The sequence below is a fragment of the Undibacterium sp. TJN25 genome, from assembly GCF_049339885.1.
GTDB lineage: Bacteria > Pseudomonadota > Gammaproteobacteria > Burkholderiales > Burkholderiaceae_D > Undibacterium.
On sequence record NZ_JBMPPM010000006.1, the window covers coordinates 424,837 to 441,575 of the forward strand.

Below are 16,739 nucleotides of genomic sequence, written 5' to 3' on the forward strand. Positions count from 1 at the left end.
TTAACATTTCTATTTCATTGATTTTACAAAGAAAAATTAGCATTGTCGCTCTGTGAAAATCTTGCTGCGATGCGATAAATTTCTTGGTTATCTGCATTTATATTACCGTACGGTAATTTAGATGTAAAGAATTGTTTCGTATATGAATATTTATGTGTGGCAATGTTTCATGTATTGCGATATTATTGAATACAGAGGTAGTCCTACTTATTGTTTTTCCGGCCTACAAATTGCAGTGCACAGTGAAGTAGTCATGGCATTTGATTCCTACATCAAGATACGGTCACAAATACGTATTGGGCCGGTAGGGACTTCGCCGCATCCAACTATCAGGTTTGCCTTTATGAGCAAGACAAAACAGACAGATCGACTGCTGCAGCATCAGGTTCTGGACCCCTGTCTCCTGGGGCGGCCCATCCATCTGCTGCACACCTTCACATCGCAACTGCGTGAAGATTTCACCGGCGCTTTCAAAACTGCTCCAAACCGTCGCTACTGGGCGTCGTTCCAGATAGAGGGCGTGACCATGGGACGCAACGACGAAGCGACCGAGGAGCGCTGGATCGCCTATACCGCGCCTGGCGGCAGCATCTCCTTTTCGCTGGAACGCGCCGTGTTGCTGAGCGTGCTGAATTACCGTTACGGCCGGCGCAACGATAAATCGCCGGGCAGCCTGCATGCACAGGACGGGCAGACGCAAGGCGCTGTGGCTGCATCGCACATGCCTGTTAGGATCACCGCGACCGAAGAGCGCCTGGCGGTGACGCTAGGCCAGCAATTGTCGGGCTTGCTGGCAGCACGGATAGAGGCAAACCTGTCTGCGGCAGCTATGGCTGCGGCAGGCGCCGAGGGCAGTACGGCGAAGTTGCAAGCCCTGCAGCTCCCGTCGCCGCTAAAGGCCGCTCTTACTGCTGCGCCGGCCAAGGGAAGCTGGGTGGTTGCCGTGACGGTGCTGGATATCTCCACCGGCGAAACGGGTCTGCTGCATTTCGGGCTCGACCATGCGCTGATGTCCAGCGTGTTGCGCGGGCTGGCAAGCACCGCGAAATCAAAATCAATGCCGCAGAACAGCGGACCGCTGGCCTCACGCCTGCAACTGAAGCTGACCGGCAGGCTGGTCAATCAGCAGGTGGCGCTCGGCGAACTGCTGAACATCCGCGTCGGCGACGTGATCCCCGTCAACCTGGGCAAGGCAGATGTACTGCTGGAAGATTCCCGGCTGTTCACCGCAGCAGTGACGGAGCACAAAGGAAACCTGTGTCTAACCTCTTTTGAAGGTGCTGAATGATATGAACCTTACCGAAAAAACTTCAGTGGAAACGCTGCTGGACGACATGGCGGAAGATGTGGTCGTGAACCAGCCTTCGGCGGATGCCGCCAACACGGGCCTGCGCCGCAATATTCCTGAAATGATGCGCAAGATCCCGGTAACGCTGACGCTGGAAGTCGGTTCCGCGCGCGTGTCCTTGCAGGAGCTGATGTCGATCGCCCCCGACAGCGTGCTGGAGCTGGACAGGCTGGCAGGCGAGCCGCTGGTGATCAAGGTTAACGGCACGCCGATAGGGCGGGCCGAAGTGGTTGTCGCAGGTGAGAACTACGGCTTGAAAGTCATTGATCTCGATGGCCTCAACCTGGATCTGATGGCGCCATGATCTCCCTGCAGTCAGGCAGCAGGCCGCGGCGCCGGATGGCGCCTAGCGCACCGTTGGCATTGTTGCTCGTGCTGGCTCTGGCGCTGTTGTTTGCATGCCGGCCGTCCTGGGCGGGAACGGTTGAATTGCTGGGTTCTTCGGTCAACGGCGCAAAAGCCGAATATACCGTCAAGACCCAGATACTGATCATCATGTCCCTGCTCGGGCTGCTGCCCGTGATGATGATGATGATGACCAGCTTCACCCGCTTCGTGATTGTATTGTCTTTGCTGCGGCAGGCGCTAGGCTTGCAGCAGGGTTTGCCCAACCGCATCGTTACCGGTATTGCGCTGATCCTGACGCTGCTGGTCATGCGCCCGATAGGTGAGCAGATCTGGACGCAAGCCTTCCTGCCCTACGACCAGGACCAGATAGGCCTGGAGCAGGCATTGAAAATTGCCGAGGCGCCGCTGTCGCGCTTCATGCTGGCGCAGACCAGCAAGGCAGCGCTGACACAGATATCGGCACTGGCCGGCGAGGGTGCTGTCAGCAAGCCGCAGGATCACGGCTTCATCGTCAAGCTGGCGGCCTTTGTGCTTAGCGAACTGAAGACGGCGTTTCAGATAGGCTGCATGCTTTTCATTCCCTTCCTGATTATCGATCTGGTCGTTTCCTCGGTGCTGATGGCAATGGGCATGATGATGCTGTCTCCGCTGGTCATTTCCCTGCCGCTGAAGCTGCTGCTGTTCGTGCTCGTGGACGGCTGGACTTTGACCGTCAATACCCTTGTTACCAGCGTGCAGGCCTACTGATGATAACGCCCGAAATTGCTGCCGACCTCATCAACGAAAGCCTGCATATTGTCATGCTGCTGGTTGTGGTGCTGGTCGTGCCGGGCCTCATTGTGGGCTTGCTGGTGGCGCTGGTGCAGGCCGCGACGCAGATCAATGAACAGACACTGAGTTTTCTGCCCAGGCTACTTGTGACCCTGCTCGCGGTCACACTAATGGGACGCTGGATGGTCGGCTACCTGATGGATTTCTGCGTTTCCATCTTCCACCGGGCGGCAACGCTGGTCGGATAACCGGCCAGCACGCAAGGATGCCATGGAACCTGTCTTCAGCCAGCTCATCCCCTTACTCAGCGCCTTATGGTGGCCATTCTGCCGCATCCTTGCGATGCTGAGCGCCGCCCCCATCATCGGCGACGGCATGGTGCCGGTGCCGGTGCGTATCCTGCTGTCTCTGGTGCTGGCGGTCGTGATGCTGCCGATTTCACACCAGGCGGTCGCGATAGACCCGATTTCGATGCAGGGCGTGGCAGCAGCGGTGGAGCAGGCGGTGATAGGCGGCGTGCTCGGGCTGGCTTTCCAGTTCAGCATGTCCGTCATCCTGATGCTGGGTTTTCTGGTGTCGAGCCAGATGGGCCTGTCCATGGCAGTCATGAACGACCCTATGAATGGCACCTCATCCGACGTCGTTTCCAGCATGCTGTCCATCATGTGCATCATCGTTTTCTTTTCTATCGACGGCCATCTGGTGCTGACCGGCGTGATCGGCGCCAGCCTGAAGGCCTGGCCGATCGGAGGCGGTTTCGGTTTGATCAGCTTGCAGGCCATTGCCTACAATGTTTCCTGGATCTTCGCCGCCGCGTTGCTGCTGACGGTGCCGATTGCATTTTCGTCCATCGTGGTGCAGCTGGGTTTCGGCTTCCTGAACCGGGTCGCGCCTTCGCTGAATCTTTTCTCGCTGGGTTTTTCGGTGATCACAATGTTTGGGCTGTTCATGCTGGCGCAACTGGCGCGTTTCGTGCCTGACCACTATATTCGCATGACGGGCAGGGTGCTGGACATGCTGCAGCAGCAGATGCAGGGAGCAGCCCATGGCTGATACCGGGCAAGGAGATAAAAGCGAAAAGGCCTCGCAGCAGAAACTGAAGAAGTCCCGCGAAGAAGGCCAGGTAGTCCGCTCGCGCGACCTTTCCACCGCACTGGGTATCCTGGTCAGCCTGAAACTGTTCGTATGGCTGCTGCCATCCTACGTACAGGATTTCCGCTCGCTGTTCCGTCAGAGTTTTTTGCCACTGGGAAGCGAGGGCGCGCTGGATAACGGCATGTCCGTCATCTTCGATACCGCCATGGGGCTGCTGGTCAAGATGGTGGCGCCCTTGTTCGTAGTGCCGCTATGCGTGGTGCTCGGCTCGCTGATTCCCGGCGGCTGGATCATCAGCACCAGCCACTGGATGCCTAAAATGGAAAGACTGAGTCCGGCCAAGAACCTGGGGCGGCTGCTCAGTCCCAAGCACGGTTTCGAACTGCTGGTGTCCATGCTGAAAGCCGGCATGCTGGGCGCGGTGCTGTTCCACGTCAGCCGTGCCGGTGCGGACAGCTATATACGGCTGCAAAACCAGCCGCTGGAGCAAGCTTTGTCCGAAGGCGGCGGGCTGATGCTGGATGGCGTAATGGCCTTATGTTCGGTCTTCATCCTGTTCGCGATTATCGACGTTCCCGCTCAGGCCTTTTTCTTCATGCGCAGCCAGCGCATGAGCAAGCAGGAAGTCAAGGAAGAGCACAAGTCCAACGAGGGCCGGCCGGAGCTGAAGCAACGCATACGCCAGCTGCAGCACCAGATTGCCCGCCGCAGCGTGCGCAAGACAGTGCCCACGGCCGATGTCGTGATCGTCAACCCGGAACATTATGCAGTAGCCCTCAAGTATGACGAAGACCGCGCCGAAGCGCCCTTTGTCGTCGCCAAGGGTGTGGACGAAATGGCCTTGTATATCCGTCAGGTGGCCGCCGAGAATGGCATTGAGACATTGTCGCTGCCGCCACTGGCACGGGCGATCTATAACACCAGCCAAGTGAATCAGCAGATTCCCGTGCCGCTCTACAAGGCGGTATCGCAGGTATTGAATTATGTGCTGCAATTACAGGCTTTCCGCAATGGCCGACGTACGGCCCAGCCGCACTTCCCGAATGAAATGTTTGTACCGACTCATCTGAGCGAGGTTATTCCCTCATGAACTTCCTGAACCGCATTGTCGCTGAATTGCGGCGCCACAAATTCGCCACGCCGCTGTTCCTGCTGGTGATACTGGCCATGATCATCCTGCCGCTGCCGCCGATATTGCTGGATGTGCTGTTCACGTTCAATATCGTGCTGGCGCTGATCGTCATCCTGGTCAGCGTATCGGCCAAGCGGCCTTTGGATTTCTCTGTATTCCCGACGGTGATCCTGGCGACCACGATGCTGAGGCTGACGCTGAACGTGGCATCCACCCGCGTGGTGTTGCTGCACGGCCACCAAGGTACGCATGCGGCGGGGCAGGTGATCGAGGCCTTCGGCAATGTGGTCATCGGCGGCAACTTCGTCGTCGGCCTGGTGGTGTTCGTGATCTTGATGATCATCAATTTTGCGGTGGTGACCAAGGGCGCTGAACGTATCTCGGAGGTGTCCGCGCGCTTCACACTGGACGCGCTGCCGGGCAAGCAGATGGCCATCGACGCCGACCTGAATGCCGGCCTCATCAACCAGGAAAAAGCCCAGGCGCGCCGCCGCGATGTCGCCGCCGAAGCCGACTTCTATGGCGCGATGGACGGCGCGTCCAAGTTCGTGCGCGGCGATGCGATTGCCAGTATCCTGATCCTGATCATCAACATGGTCGGCGGTGTGGCGATCGGTGCGCTGATGCACGACCTGTCCTTTGGCGATGCTTTCCGCCAATATGCACTGCTGACTATCGGCGACGGCCTTGTAGCGCAGATACCGGCGCTGCTGCTGTCCGCCGCCGCGGCGATCCTGGTGACGCGCATCAGCGACTCAGGCGATTTCGAGCAGCAGGTCAGCGACCAGGTGCTGGCCTCACCGGCCGTGCTGTACAGCGCCGCGGGCATCATGGTGGCGTTGGCGGTAACGCCGGGCATGCCTTGGCCGATGTTTCTGCCATTCGCAGGCGTGCTGGCTTATGTTGCATGGAAGCTTGGTAAAAGGGTGGCCAAGCCGGACTCTTCCAGCATGGCGGCTATTGAAGCGGCCCTGCTGGAAGAGCGGGTGGCGGAGCTGGACTGGCAAAGCCTGCCGGTCGTGGAGCAGCTTTCCGTGGCGGTGGGCTACAAGCTGGTGAGCCTGATCGACAAGGCGCAGGGCGCGCCCTTGGTCAAGCGCATCAAGGGAGTGCGGCAGAGCCTCAGCGAGAGCCTGGGCCTGCTGCTACCGCCGATAGGTGTGCGCGACGACCTGGGTTTGAAGCCTTCGCAGTATTCAGTAATACTGAGCGGCAGTGTCGTGGCGCAGGCGGAGGTATTTCCCGACCGCCTGATGGCGATACCTTCGCCTAATGTCTATGGCCAGATAGACGGCATCCCCGGTGTGGAACCGGCCTACGGCATGCCCGTGACATGGATCACGCTGGAAGACAAGGCGCATGCGCTGGGCATGGGTTTCCAGGTCGTGGAAGCCCCGAGTGTCATTGCGACCCACGTTGCCAAGCTGGTGCGCGAGCATCTGTCCGAAATACTGCGGCATGAGGACGTGCCCGCGCTGCTGGAGAGGCTGACGATGCTGGCGCCCAAGCTGTCCGCCGCGCTGGAAAAGGCGCTGACCCATACGCAGCTGCTACGGGTATTCCGCGTACTGCTGGCGGAAAATGTCTCGCTGAAAGATATCGTGCCCATCGCAACTACCTTGCTGGACAGCTCGGAAACCACCAAGGACCCGATCCTGCTGGCAGCGGAAGTGCGCTGCACGCTGCGGCGCCAGATTGTCTCCGGCATATTCGGCCAGAAGCCCGAAATGAAAGCCTTCAACCTGGGCGGCGACCTGGAAAACATGCTGCTCGGCTCGCTGAACCAGGCCAGGCAGAACGGCAAGGTGCCGCTGGATAATTATCCTATCGATCCGCATCTGCTGTCGCAGCTGCAGGTCAATATGCCGGTCGCACGGGAGCAGATGAAACAGCAGGCGACGCCGCCGCTGCTATTGGTGATGCCGCAGATAAGGCCTCTGCTGGCGCGGTATGCGCGCCTGTTCTCGCCGGGCCTGAATGTGCTGTCGTATAACGAAATTCCCGAAAACCGCGAGGTCAGCATCATCGGTACGGTGGGCTGATATCGAAAGAGGGCGCTGCTCACTATCGCTGGCTCGCTTGCTGCCTCAAGCCCCCGGCTGGATCAGAAACCCGATTACTTCCGCCATTGCCCTGAATAGTTCCGGGCGCATCTCTTCCATGCCTGCTTCTGCGCGCATGCTGTTTAGCGGACTGATCGGCGGCAAGCTGCGCAACAGCCTGCAGCGTACGATGCTGAGGCCGGAACGGGCAATCGCACTGGCCAGGCCGCGTAGCGCTTCGCGCAGATGCTGCATGGTGTCCATCTGCTCGGCGGCCAGGTCCAGCATGACGCCGCCGGCAGCCAGTTCCATCTGCACGCTGACTTGGCCTACGCCCGGCAACAGTAACTCCACCCTCAGGGCAATCTTGCCGCGCCGGCCCTTTCTGTAGGAGGCTTCATCTTCGTCGGTACCCAGCACCCTCAGCATCAATTTCTGGCCGTTCCATGTATAGGCGGCAAACAGCCAGGATTCGGCGTCGATACTGGCGGGTATCCTGGAGTTGTCGCGCAGCGCGCTGGCCGAAGGGTCTGCCATTAGCAGGTTGCCCGGTACGTGCAGCCCGCGCGCCTGTTCGCGCAGTGCGTTCTGCTGCTGAAAAAAAGACAGCACCATCACCCGCCAGGAGGTCGCCAGTGTTGCGGCATCCGGCGCCCGCCAATTGACTTGGCGCGATAGCACTGCCTGGTCCAGCTGCATGGCAGCGGCATTCGTACCGTTGCTGCTTTCAGGGCTTGCTCCCGCGCTTGAAGAACCGCGCTCTTCCGGGCTGAACACGGCCAGTTCCAGTTGCGGGCTGGTAGCCAGAACACGCAACTGCAGTATGTCGCCGGGCGAAAGGCTTCCGGCCAGATGTTCCAGTCCGGCCAGCCCGGTCAGCCTGAACGGCAAGCCGTCCGCGCTCCGGGCCAGCAATTCGCTGGCGGCGGCATCTCCCAACGTAACCTGTATGGTTTCGCCTACGCTGAACTGAGTCCCGGGCCCGTTGGCGCCTGGCTGGTTTCTGGCGGTTTGCGGCAATATGACTGCTGTTACTCTTCCTACCGCCATGGCTGTTCCCGATATGTAAAAAAAAACCAACCGCCGTAACGGTTGGCTCCCTGTGCGCCGGGCGGCTGCTTCGTCGAAATGAAGAACGAAGCAGCCGTCCGGGCCCGGTATTTCCGGAGAATTACTGCAGCAAGGACATGACCAGGGAGGACATGCTGTTGCTTTGTTTCAGCATTGCTGTACCTGCTTGCATCAACATCTGTTGCGATGTCATGTTGGATGTTTCGGAAGCGTAGTCTACGTCCATGATGCGGCCGGTCGCAGCTTGTGTGTTGGTGCTGATGTTGGACAAGTTATTGTACACGTGGTCCAGGCGGTTGGACGCTGCGCCCAGTGCGGAACGCACTGTGCCGACATCGTCGATTGCCGTGGACAGCAAGTCGATAGTGGCAGATGCGGCGCCTGTCAGTTCAGCGCCGGCTGTTGTCGATGCGGTACCGGTGGAGGAATATTCCGCGCTCGCAGCCAGCAGGCTGCCGTGCAGTGTGGCGATGGAGCCGCTGACGTCGAATGTCATGGTTTCAGCTGTGCTGGCGCCGATCTGGAAGTTGACGCCGCCAGCTGTGGACAAAGTACCGGAAGTATCTTTCAGCAGTGCGGAACCACCGAAGGATGTATTGCCCATGACGTTGCTCAGTTCGTTGGTCAGCGCGTCGAACTCGGATTGCATCGCTGTCTTGTCGGCGGTCGTGGAGGATGCATCGGCAGCTTGTGTCGCCAGATCCTTCATGCGGACCAGCATGTTGGTGACTTCATCAAACGCGCCTTCGGCGGTTTGCATCATGGAGATACTGTTTTGTGTGTTGCGCATCGCCATGGCCATGCCGCTGGTTTGTGCTTTCAGCCGGGTTGCAATTTGCAGGCCTGCAGCGTCATCCATGGCGGAATTGATGCGGAAACCGGTGCTCAGGCGCGTCATCGAAGTGGACAGCCTGGATTGTGTGGCGCCGATGGAATTCTGTGCGGACAATGCTGCTGCGTTGGTGTGTAAACTAAGCATGGAATAACTCCTCTTGGGTATGGTTCAATTCGGGCAGCAATGCAGCTAGCCTCAACAACACAAGACGACCGTGGTTTCCTGCCGATTAAATGCTTTATGTAAATATTTAAGGAAGAAGGCGCAATATGTTTATTTTTGCAACATTCCGACGTCAGGCAGGGGTTGCTTCCTCAAGCGAGAAATAAAATTCCTTGTTACCGATGAGCCTCGCTGCCACAAAATCGATAAAGGTGCGTACCTTGAGCGTCATGTTGGCGCGGTTACTGTAATACACATGCAATGACATCCTTTCGGTAATATACTCGGTCAGCAGCGGCACCAGATGCCCGCTGCGTATCAGCGGCACGGCGGTGAAACTGCCGAGCTGGCCTATCCCGAGGCCGGCCAGCACCGCATCGGCTTCCGCCTGCGTGTCATTGGAGTAAATGGTAGCGGGGATGTCCCGGTAATGGATTTCACTGCCTACCTGGAATTCCCACGGCATCTGCTTGCCGGTATTGGGTAGCCGGAATCCCGTGCACCGGTGCCGCATCAGGTCGGCAATATTCAACGGCGTACCGTATTTTTCCAGATAGGCCGGTGTGGCGCAGATGATGTGCTGGATGGGCATCAGGCGCCGGGCGATCATGCGGCCGTCCGGCACGGCACCGGCACGAAAGCCGACGTCGATGCGATCCGGCACCAGGTCGGAAAAACGGTCGTCCAGCTGGATGTCCAGCCGTATATCCGGATACTGTTCCGCAAATTGCAAGAATTGCGGCATCAGCACTTGCAGTCCCAGCGAGCGCGGGCCGCTGATCCTGAGACTGCCTTCCATTTCTTCGGTGGCCTGCTTTACCTGCCGCACCGCCTCATTCAGCGTATCCAGCCCCGGGCGCGCTGACTCCAGGAACTGCAGGCCCTGTTCCGTCAGGCTCAGCTTGCGGGTAGTGCGGTGGAATAAGCGCACGCCCAATTCCTTTTCCAGCTGCATCACCGCCTTGCTAGCCGCTTGCGGCGTGATGCCTTGGTCAATGGCCGCCTGGCGAAAACTGCCCAGAGTTGCCGTTTTGATAAAGGTGGTGATCGCGCGCATTTCGTCCATGGGATGACCTCTTTTCAGCACTAAGTGAAATCTATTAACAACTTTTCGTTGCTTATTAATCAGTTGATTATGGGCTAGTTCAACACATCGTGCCACCCTATAGTGCAGTCATGCTTGCAAGCGCCTGAAGACCGCCACACAAAGGGGTCAAACCTGTTTCTTTCATTTTTAAGATATCTACTTTACGGAGTCAGTCATGGAAATCAATATTGCTAGCCAGCGCGTCTGGATGATCACCGGTGCTTCCCGCGGTTTCGGCGCAAAAATTGTTGCGGCAGCATTGGCGGCAGGCGATGCAGTCGTCGCTACGGCACGCAATCCTCAATCGTTGGCAGAGGAATTCGGCGGCCACGCCAACCTGCTGGCGGTAGCGCTGGATGTCACCGATGGGCAGCAGGCGATTACTGCGGCGCAGGCAGCGGTAGACCGCTTCGGCCGCATCGACATCCTGGTCAACAACGCCGGCTACGGCTTGCTGGGCGCAGTGGAAGAAGCCAGCAACGAAGAGGTCAAACACCAGTTCGACACCAACGTATTCGGCGTGCTGAACGTCACCCGCGCCGTGCTGCCATACATGCGTGCCCGTCGTGCAGGCCACATCATCAATATTTCATCGATAGGCGGTTACTACGCTTATGCAGGATGGGGCGTGTATGGCGCCACTAAGTTTGCAGTGGAGGGTCTGACCGAAGGCCTGGCGCAGGAACTGGCGCCGCTGGGTATTTATGCAACCGTCGTTGAACCCGGCTTCTTCCGCACCGATTTCCTGGAAGGCAATTCGCTGGTGGAAACCAAAAACCGCATCGGAGATTATGCCGCCACCGTCGGCGAAATGCGCAGTTTTGCCAGCAAGGTCAACGGCCAGCAACCTGGCGATCCCGACAAGCTGGCTACCGCCTTCATCAAGCTTGGCCATACGGCCAAACCGCCGGTACGCCTGCCGCTGGGCACCGACACGATCAGCCGCATCGCCGAAAAGCATGCCTATGTCAATGAAGAGTTACAGCAATGGAAGACGGTTGCTGCTTCAACGGATTTTTCAGCGGCCTGAACTGCGCGTCAGACTGGAATTGAGCGAAATTCGATTGAAATTAAATGCATAACCTTGAGTCTGCGGCCAGAAGCTGCAGACCCTGGCAAACAATAGGAGAATAATATGAATACATGGTTCATTACCGGCGTCAGCAGCGGCTTCGGCCGCGCGCTCGCCATTGCCTTGCTGGCGCAAGGCAAGCAGGTTGCCGGCACTGTCAGGACGCAGCAGGCAAAAACAGATTTCGAACAGCTGGCGCCGGGTAAGGCGACGGCATTCATCGCCGACATGACCGACCACGCCGCCGTGCATCGTGCTGTCGCCGCAGCGGAACAGGCCGGCGGCGGCATCGATGTGCTGGTCAACAACGCCGGCTACGGTTACGAATCCATCGTCGAAGAAGCTGGGTTCGACGATATCCGCCGCCAGTTCGAAGTGAATGTCTTCGGCCCTGTCGCGGTGCTGCAAGCCGTGCTGCCTTACATGCGCGCGCGCCGCCGTGGCCGTATCTTCAATATCACGTCCATGGGCGGGCACGTGACCTTTCCCGGCCTGGGCATCTATCACGGCAGCAAGTTCGCGCTGGAAGCCATTTCAGAAACGTTGTCCAAGGAAGTGAAGCAATTGGGCATCCATGTCACGGCAGTGGCCCCGGGCGGATTTCGCACCGAATGGGCGGGCGGCTCAATGACGCGCAGCGAAAGGAAGATAAGCGATTACGACGCCATGTTCGAACCCTTGCGCCAGGCACGCCTGGAAAGGAGTGGGAAACAGCCGGGCGATCCGGCCCGGGCGGCGCAGGCCATCATGCTGGCTGCTGCCTCGGAGAATCCACCGGTACACCTGCTGCTGGGGGCGGACGCACTGTCCGTCGTGCGCGGCAAGCTGGAATCGCTGGATACGGAACTCCGCGAGTGGGAAGAAGTCACCCTCAGCACCGGCTTTCCGCAATAGGCGTGCCGCCGGCGGTCAGGACTTGGCTTTGGCGACCGCCTGGCCTGGTTTGGCGATAATGGTGCAGGTCATCCCTGCGGCTAGCGTGATGCCGTCGGGGATGTGGTCGATGTTGATGCGCACGGGCACGCGCTGCGCCAGCCGTACCCAGTTGAAGCTGGGGTTCACATTGGCCAGCAGGCCGCCGCCGGTGGGGTTGTCGCGGTCGGTGATGCCGCGCGAAATGCTGTCGATATGTCCCTGCAGCAGCTGTGTGCTGCCCAGCAGGCGGATATCGACGCTGTCGCCTTCCTTCAGCAGCGGCAGCTTGGTTTCTTCAAAATACCCGTATACCCAGAAAGACTGCGCATCAATGACCGCCATCTTGGCCACGCCTGCCTGTGCATAGTCGCCGGCATGTACATTCAGGTTGGACACCCAGCCGTCCACGTGCGCGCGCACTTCGGTGCGTTCCAGGTTGAGTCTGGCGGAGTCGCGCATGACTACCGCTTCCTGATAGGCGGCCTTGGCGGCGCTGGCGGTGGAACTGGAATTTTCCTTGTTTTCGCTGGAGATCACGTCGCCGTCCAGTTTGGCGCGCCGTTCTGCATCGTGCAGCCTGAGGTCGTAGTTGATCTTGCGCTGCGAGATCAGCGTCTCGGCCTGCGCCAGCGCCAGCTGGTAGCGGGCCGGATCTATCTTCATCAGCAGGTCGCCCTTGTGCACGAAACTATTGTCGTGCACCGGTACTTCCACCACTTGCCCCGACACGTCGGCCGCGACGCTGATGACATCTGCCCGCACGCGGCCGTCGCGCGTCCATGGTGAATTCATGTAGTGGTTCCATAGGGCGTCGCCGATAAAATAGGCGGCGGCAACCATGGCCAGCGTAATCAATATGCTCAACAGGGTTTTGAGCGAGATCGTGATTTTCATTTTTTTCTCGGACTAATTTCAGGCTACATTCAGGAGCAGCGCCAGGCCGCCAAATACGCACACAAACAGGGCTACGCGGAACAGGCCGGCATGCCATACATACCGGTACACGCCAAGGTAGGCGAAGATGCGGTCCAGCACGACCTGCAACAGCATGGCGGCAACAAACACCAGCAGCAGCGTTGGCACCAGCGCATCGAACAGGGCTATTTCTCTAGGCATGGGGTTCTACTTTCTCTGTCGGCTGCAGGATAGGTTGCGGCAGAGGCTGAGCAGGCGGCGCCGATGCGGGCGGGACAGCCGATATCAGCGGTGGCGCATAGTTTGCCAGCACGGATTTTTCGTCCAGCAGCGACGCGCGTATTAGGTGCAGGTGTGCCAGCAGGCTTGCATGCGCGTTGCACAGTGCAAGTGCCTGCAATACCGCATCGACGGCAGCCTGGCGCCTGGCCTGGTCGGGGCTGCCGAACAGTTCCGAGATGGCTGCGATACAGCGTTGTACCGCAGCCAGCTCTTCTGCGGGTAGATCAGGTTGCCTGTCCAGGTCTTGCCGCAAATGAATGACAGCGCGGCCAATTTCCAGCACCGACAGCAGCCATGCCAGCACCTCGCGGTCGTCTTCATTTTCCATCACGTGAACCGCGATAAAACGCTGCAGCAGATCGCGGGTTGCGCTTTCAAATAGCGGCAGCAGGCCTGGCAGCGGCCGGTTGCAGGCACCGACCACTTTCAACCTCAGCGCGCGGGCCAGCCTTTGCCGGACCCAGCGGCTGTCCACAGGGTCGATGATCATGTACATCAGGCTGGCAACGCCCACGCCTATCAGTCCGCCGATGACGCTATTGAGCATGACCAGGAAGTCGAACACATACTCGCTGTCTATCGCCGCATAGGACAGGAAAAAGATCAGCATGCCGGCGCCGACCCCGCCGTATTTGGGATGGTTGGAGAGCCATGCGCCTATCATCAGGAACGGCGCAATGGCCAGGCACAGCATGGAAAAATTTTCCGCGTAGGGCTGCAGGTAGTAGGCGCACACGAATGCCGCCAGTGCGCCGCTGAGCGCCCCCACGACGAATTGCCTGACTGCCCTGGAGGGCGAGGGCGCGGCGGAAAACAGTCCGCCGAATACAGTACCTAGCACCACCGCTTCCACGCCGGATGCCCAGCCGGAAAGGATCCAGAAAGCGCTGGTCACGATAAATACCGCCGCACTGCGCAAACCGGCAAAAACAACGACCAGCGGATCGGTCGCGGCGACATAGTCGATGGCGGCATCCAGTTCTTTTTCCGGAAGATAGCCGCCGCTGAGCACGGAAGCCTGGATGCGCGCATAGTTTTGCAGTTCGCCGGCAAAGCGCAGCAGTAGTTCAATCGCAGAATCGAAATCGATCAGCGCGGTTTTATTCACGTCTGCGCCGACTACTTCCAATACCTGCGCGCGGGCCTGAGCCAGCTGTGCCGGGAGCGTCTGGCGCAAGGCCGCCAGCCGTTCTTCGGCAACGGCAGGTTCCGCCTTCAGCAGGGAAATGATCATGCAATACTTTTCCTGCAGGGCGTCCAGCGCCGGTTTCCTGCCGGCGCGCTGCAGGCGTAACATCAGCAAGTCCAGCGTATGAAAAGTGGTGGAGACCGTCATGAAGGCGGTGTTCAGTAGGCTCAACTGCGTGCCGTGCGAAGGGTGCGATGTGTTTTCAAAAATGGATGCCGAGCGCAGCGATTCAAATGAGATCACTTCCCCTATAAAACGCAGCATCGTGCGTTCGGAAGCGGCAGGGTCGGTATTTTCCCTGCCGATATAGTCGGCAAAATTGGTGAAGCGCTGGCGCACCATCGCCAGCAGGGTTTCCGTTACCCGTTGCGGGAAGATCAGGTCGCTGACCACGCCTGCGCAGAGTATGCCCAGCATGACCTCGGTCAGGCGTATCACGGCAATGTCGAAAGCCTGATCGGGTTGCAGTGCCGCCGGCAGGCCTACGATAACCAGCGTATAGCCTGCCAGCACAAAAGCATAAGACTGGAAGTTGCGGAAAATGGCCGATCCGGCGGTGCACAAGGCCAGCCAGCAGGCGCCGGCTGCAATGAACAGCACCGCTTCCTGCGAAAACAAGGCGGCCAGCACGATAGAGACGATGACGCCCGCGATCGTGCCCAAGAAGCGGTAAAAACTCTTGGCCAGCACCAGCCCGCTACGCTGGTGCATGACGATGACGACAGTCAGCATCGCCGTGGTTGGCTTGGCCAGGTCCAGCCGCAGCGTCACCCCCATGGCCAGCAGTACCGCCACCGTCAGTTTGATCATGTGTACGATTACCGGCGCCTGCAAGGCGATCCAGGCGCTGGTTTCCGCCAGCAGCCTGCGTGCTCCGCCGGTGACGGAGGATAGTGCAGCCGAGGCTGGGGAAGAGGGTGCCGCCGGTGCAGAGTCGGGGCTGGATGGTGCATTCATGGCCTGCTATCCGCAATGGCCGGTGCCGCCTGTTCTTCCAGGCCGCCGCCGAGCGCCTGCATCAGCTGTGCCCATGCGTCCAGGTAGGCGGCATCCACCTGCTCCATTCTTTGCTGCTGCTGTAGCAGCACGGTTTGTGTGTTCAGCACGGTCAGGTATTCGCTGATGCCGGAATGGAAGCCGCGTTGCGCAATGTCATACGACCTCTGAGCCAGCACCAGCGCCTGGGCGATCTGGGCTTTCTGCTTCTCGCTGGACTTGAGCCGCACAATCTGGTCCGCCACCGATTGCAGTGCCGTCACCAGCGTGCCGTTGTAGCTTTCCACCGCGGCATCGTAGCTGGCGGTTTCCGCGCCCAGCCGGCTGCGCAGGCGGCCGCCTTCAAAGATAGGCAGCGATATGGCGGGAGCGATGCCGCGCACCATGGAATTGCCGCTCAGCAGACCGGCAAAGCCCAGCGACTGGAACCCCAGGAAGGCGCTAATGTTGATATCGGGATAAAAGCCGGCCTTGGCGACCTCGATATTTTTGCCCGCCGCCTCCACGCGCCAGCGCTGGGCCACGACGTCCGGACGGCGGCCCACGAGGTTGGCCGGCACATAGTCCGGCAGGCTGATCGGCAATTGGCTGGATGACGCGGCAGTTGCCGGCGTAGTGCTTGTGGCCGCTGTGGCCGTTGTGGTCGTTGGCGGAGCTCCCGACAGGCCAATCGGCAGGCGCGGCCGCTGCACGGCATCGCCCGCGCCGGGACCCTGGCCTGTCAGCGCGGCAATCTGGTTGCGCAACAGGCTGATGGATTCGTCCAGCTGTTCTATATTGGATTGCGCAACCGGCAGCGACGTTTCTGCCTGGCTTACTTCCAGCTGCGTGCCCAGGCCGGCACGCTGGCGGCGGCGCGCGATATTGGCGATCGATTCCTGTTGCTGCAGGCTGGCCAGGGCAACATCCTTCAAGCGGTACTGCAAGGCCAGTTGCAGATAGCTGCGCACCAGCGTGGTTTCCAGCTGCAGCTGTGCGCCGCGTACTTCGGCGGCGCTGGCGTGTACGGTGTCCAGCGCTGCTTTTAAGGCATTGCTGTCTTTCTCCCACAGGTCGAGGTCATAACCGGCTTTTACAGTGATCTCGTTGTACCAGTCCCAGTTGCCTGCCAAAGGAGGAGGCACCAGGCCCTGGCCGGTGAACAGTTCGCGCGTGGTTTCTGCCTTGGCGCCTACCTGCGGCAGCGTGTTTGCGCGGGCAATACCCGCCAGCGAGCCAGCCAGCTCCACGCGTGCCCGAGCGATCTTCAGCGTGGGGCTGCCACTGATGGCTTGCTGCACAAGGCTGTTCAGTTGGGGATCGCCATAGGCTTGCCACCAGGCCGCCTTGGGCCAGTTGGCGTCGATATTGGCGCTGTTGATGGCTGCTCCTGCAGCCAAGGTGTTGCTATCCGTCATTTTCGCTTGTGGCGAGATGCCCTTCATGTCGGCGCAGCCGGCGAGCGCCACGGCCAGGATCGCGAGCAATAGCATCCCACAC

General features: G+C 59.4%; 16 protein-coding genes. 9 read left to right on the plus strand and 7 right to left on the minus strand.

The genetic code is table 11. The features are described 5' to 3' along the window. The first annotated feature begins 343 nt into the window (after positions 1–343). From ACO0LO_RS17645 to ACO0LO_RS17675, 7 genes are read left to right on the plus strand one after another with little or no spacing between them, the layout of a single operon-like run. A complete protein-coding gene (locus ACO0LO_RS17645; RefSeq protein ID WP_422965778.1) occupies positions 344–1,288 on the plus strand; it encodes a FliM/FliN family flagellar motor switch protein in 945 nt (314 codons plus the stop codon). Position 1,289: 1 nt separating this feature from the next. Next, the gene (locus tag ACO0LO_RS17650) at positions 1,290–1,652 is read left to right on the plus strand and encodes a FliM/FliN family flagellar motor switch protein (protein ID WP_422965780.1); all 363 of its coding nucleotides are present in this window, start codon (positions 1,290–1,292) and stop codon (positions 1,650–1,652) included. Next, positions 1,649–2,443 (plus strand): flagellar type III secretion system pore protein FliP, encoded by a 795-nt coding sequence (gene fliP, locus ACO0LO_RS17655; RefSeq protein ID WP_422965782.1) that lies wholly within the window; start codon positions 1,649–1,651, stop codon positions 2,441–2,443. The genes ACO0LO_RS17650 and fliP overlap by 4 nt, the downstream gene beginning before the upstream one ends. Then, positions 2,443–2,715 (plus strand): flagellar biosynthetic protein FliQ, encoded by a 273-nt coding sequence (locus ACO0LO_RS17660; RefSeq protein ID WP_422965784.1) that lies wholly within the window; start codon positions 2,443–2,445, stop codon positions 2,713–2,715. Before fliP ends, ACO0LO_RS17660 begins: the two co-directional genes overlap by 1 nt. 22 nt (positions 2,716–2,737) lie before the next feature. After that, entirely contained in the window at positions 2,738–3,520 is a 783-nt protein-coding gene (locus ACO0LO_RS17665; RefSeq protein ID WP_422965786.1) for a flagellar biosynthetic protein FliR, read from the plus strand. Continuing rightward, entirely contained in the window at positions 3,513–4,652 is a 1,140-nt protein-coding gene (locus ACO0LO_RS17670; protein ID WP_422965788.1) for an EscU/YscU/HrcU family type III secretion system export apparatus switch protein, read from the plus strand. Before ACO0LO_RS17665 ends, ACO0LO_RS17670 begins: the two co-directional genes overlap by 8 nt. Further along, entirely contained in the window at positions 4,649–6,736 is a 2,088-nt protein-coding gene (locus ACO0LO_RS17675) for a flagellar biosynthesis protein FlhA (protein WP_422965790.1), read from the plus strand. The genes ACO0LO_RS17670 and ACO0LO_RS17675 overlap by 4 nt, the downstream gene beginning before the upstream one ends. Positions 6,737–6,781: 45 nt before the next feature. Here the strand turns inward: ACO0LO_RS17675 and ACO0LO_RS17680 are convergent, their stop codons facing one another. The 3 genes from ACO0LO_RS17680 to ACO0LO_RS17690 form a co-directional block, all read right to left on the minus strand. Next, positions 6,782–7,786: a hypothetical protein gene (locus ACO0LO_RS17680; protein WP_422965791.1), complete on the minus strand. Its 1,005-nt coding sequence runs from the start codon at positions 7,784–7,786 to the stop codon at positions 6,782–6,784. Positions 7,787–7,907: 121 nt separating this feature from the next. Further along, positions 7,908–8,786 carry a flagellin gene (locus ACO0LO_RS17685; protein ID WP_422965793.1) on the minus strand — a complete coding sequence of 293 codons (879 nt, stop codon included), beginning with the start codon at positions 8,784–8,786 and terminating at the stop codon, positions 7,908–7,910. A gap of 151 nt (positions 8,787–8,937) precedes the next feature. Further along, positions 8,938–9,870 carry a LysR family transcriptional regulator gene (locus ACO0LO_RS17690; RefSeq protein ID WP_422965795.1) on the minus strand — a complete coding sequence of 311 codons (933 nt, stop codon included), beginning with the start codon at positions 9,868–9,870 and terminating at the stop codon, positions 8,938–8,940. A 196-nt stretch (positions 9,871–10,066) separates the two neighbouring features. On the opposite strand from ACO0LO_RS17690, the gene ACO0LO_RS17695 reads away from it, so the two are divergent. Together ACO0LO_RS17695 and ACO0LO_RS17700 are read left to right on the plus strand one after the other, a co-directional pair. Continuing rightward, on the plus strand, positions 10,067–10,921 hold the full coding sequence (locus ACO0LO_RS17695; RefSeq protein WP_422965797.1) for an oxidoreductase: 855 nt from the start codon (positions 10,067–10,069) through the stop codon (positions 10,919–10,921). A 105-nt stretch (positions 10,922–11,026) separates the two neighbouring features. Beyond that, positions 11,027–11,857, plus strand: coding sequence for an oxidoreductase (locus ACO0LO_RS17700; RefSeq protein ID WP_422965799.1), 831 nt, complete (start codon positions 11,027–11,029; stop codon positions 11,855–11,857). A gap of 15 nt (positions 11,858–11,872) precedes the next feature. On the opposite strand, the gene ACO0LO_RS17705 is transcribed toward ACO0LO_RS17700, so the two are convergent. Genes ACO0LO_RS17705 through ACO0LO_RS17720 form a run of 4 tightly spaced genes read right to left on the minus strand, consistent with a single transcriptional unit; the run spans position 11,873 to position 16,732 of the window. Next, positions 11,873–12,760: a biotin/lipoyl-binding protein gene (locus ACO0LO_RS17705; protein WP_422965905.1), complete on the minus strand. Its 888-nt coding sequence runs from the start codon at positions 12,758–12,760 to the stop codon at positions 11,873–11,875. 30 nt (positions 12,761–12,790) lie between these two features. Then, positions 12,791–12,994: a DUF1656 domain-containing protein gene (locus tag ACO0LO_RS17710; protein WP_422965801.1), complete on the minus strand. Its 204-nt coding sequence runs from the start codon at positions 12,992–12,994 to the stop codon at positions 12,791–12,793. Beyond that, complete coding sequence (locus ACO0LO_RS17715; protein ID WP_422965803.1) at positions 12,987–15,221, minus strand: FUSC family protein; 2,235 nt, start codon at positions 15,219–15,221, stop codon at positions 12,987–12,989. The genes ACO0LO_RS17710 and ACO0LO_RS17715 overlap by 8 nt, the downstream gene beginning before the upstream one ends. Continuing rightward, complete coding sequence (locus ACO0LO_RS17720; protein WP_422965805.1) at positions 15,218–16,732, minus strand: TolC family protein; 1,515 nt, start codon at positions 16,730–16,732, stop codon at positions 15,218–15,220. Before ACO0LO_RS17720 ends, ACO0LO_RS17715 begins: the two co-directional genes overlap by 4 nt. Positions 16,733–16,739 lie beyond the last annotated feature (7 nt).

Excerpts from the sequence above, each read along its gene's own strand:
- ACO0LO_RS17645 (WP_422965778.1), top strand. The coding sequence starts at position 344 with ATGAGCAAGACAAAACAGACAGATCGACTGCTGCAGCATCAGGTTCTG.
- ACO0LO_RS17650 (WP_422965780.1), top strand. The coding sequence starts at position 1,290 with ATGAACCTTACCGAAAAAACTTCAGTGGAAACGCTGCTGGACGACATG.
- fliP (WP_422965782.1), top strand. The coding sequence starts at position 1,649 with ATGATCTCCCTGCAGTCAGGCAGCAGGCCGCGGCGCCGGATGGCGCCT.
- ACO0LO_RS17660 (WP_422965784.1), top strand. The coding sequence starts at position 2,443 with ATGATAACGCCCGAAATTGCTGCCGACCTCATCAACGAAAGCCTGCAT.
- ACO0LO_RS17665 (WP_422965786.1), top strand. The coding sequence starts at position 2,738 with ATGGAACCTGTCTTCAGCCAGCTCATCCCCTTACTCAGCGCCTTATGG.
- ACO0LO_RS17670 (WP_422965788.1), top strand. The coding sequence starts at position 3,513 with ATGGCTGATACCGGGCAAGGAGATAAAAGCGAAAAGGCCTCGCAGCAG.
- ACO0LO_RS17675 (WP_422965790.1), top strand. The coding sequence starts at position 4,649 with ATGAACTTCCTGAACCGCATTGTCGCTGAATTGCGGCGCCACAAATTC.
- ACO0LO_RS17680 (WP_422965791.1), bottom strand. The coding sequence starts at position 7,786 with ATGGCGGTAGGAAGAGTAACAGCAGTCATATTGCCGCAAACCGCCAGA.
- ACO0LO_RS17685 (WP_422965793.1), bottom strand. The coding sequence starts at position 8,786 with ATGCTTAGTTTACACACCAACGCAGCAGCATTGTCCGCACAGAATTCC.
- ACO0LO_RS17690 (WP_422965795.1), bottom strand. The coding sequence starts at position 9,870 with ATGGACGAAATGCGCGCGATCACCACCTTTATCAAAACGGCAACTCTG.
- ACO0LO_RS17695 (WP_422965797.1), top strand. The coding sequence starts at position 10,067 with ATGGAAATCAATATTGCTAGCCAGCGCGTCTGGATGATCACCGGTGCT.
- ACO0LO_RS17700 (WP_422965799.1), top strand. The coding sequence starts at position 11,027 with ATGAATACATGGTTCATTACCGGCGTCAGCAGCGGCTTCGGCCGCGCG.
- ACO0LO_RS17710 (WP_422965801.1), bottom strand. The coding sequence starts at position 12,994 with ATGCCTAGAGAAATAGCCCTGTTCGATGCGCTGGTGCCAACGCTGCTG.
- ACO0LO_RS17715 (WP_422965803.1), bottom strand. The coding sequence starts at position 15,221 with ATGAATGCACCATCCAGCCCCGACTCTGCACCGGCGGCACCCTCTTCC.
- ACO0LO_RS17720 (WP_422965805.1), bottom strand. The coding sequence starts at position 16,732 with ATGCTATTGCTCGCGATCCTGGCCGTGGCGCTCGCCGGCTGCGCCGAC.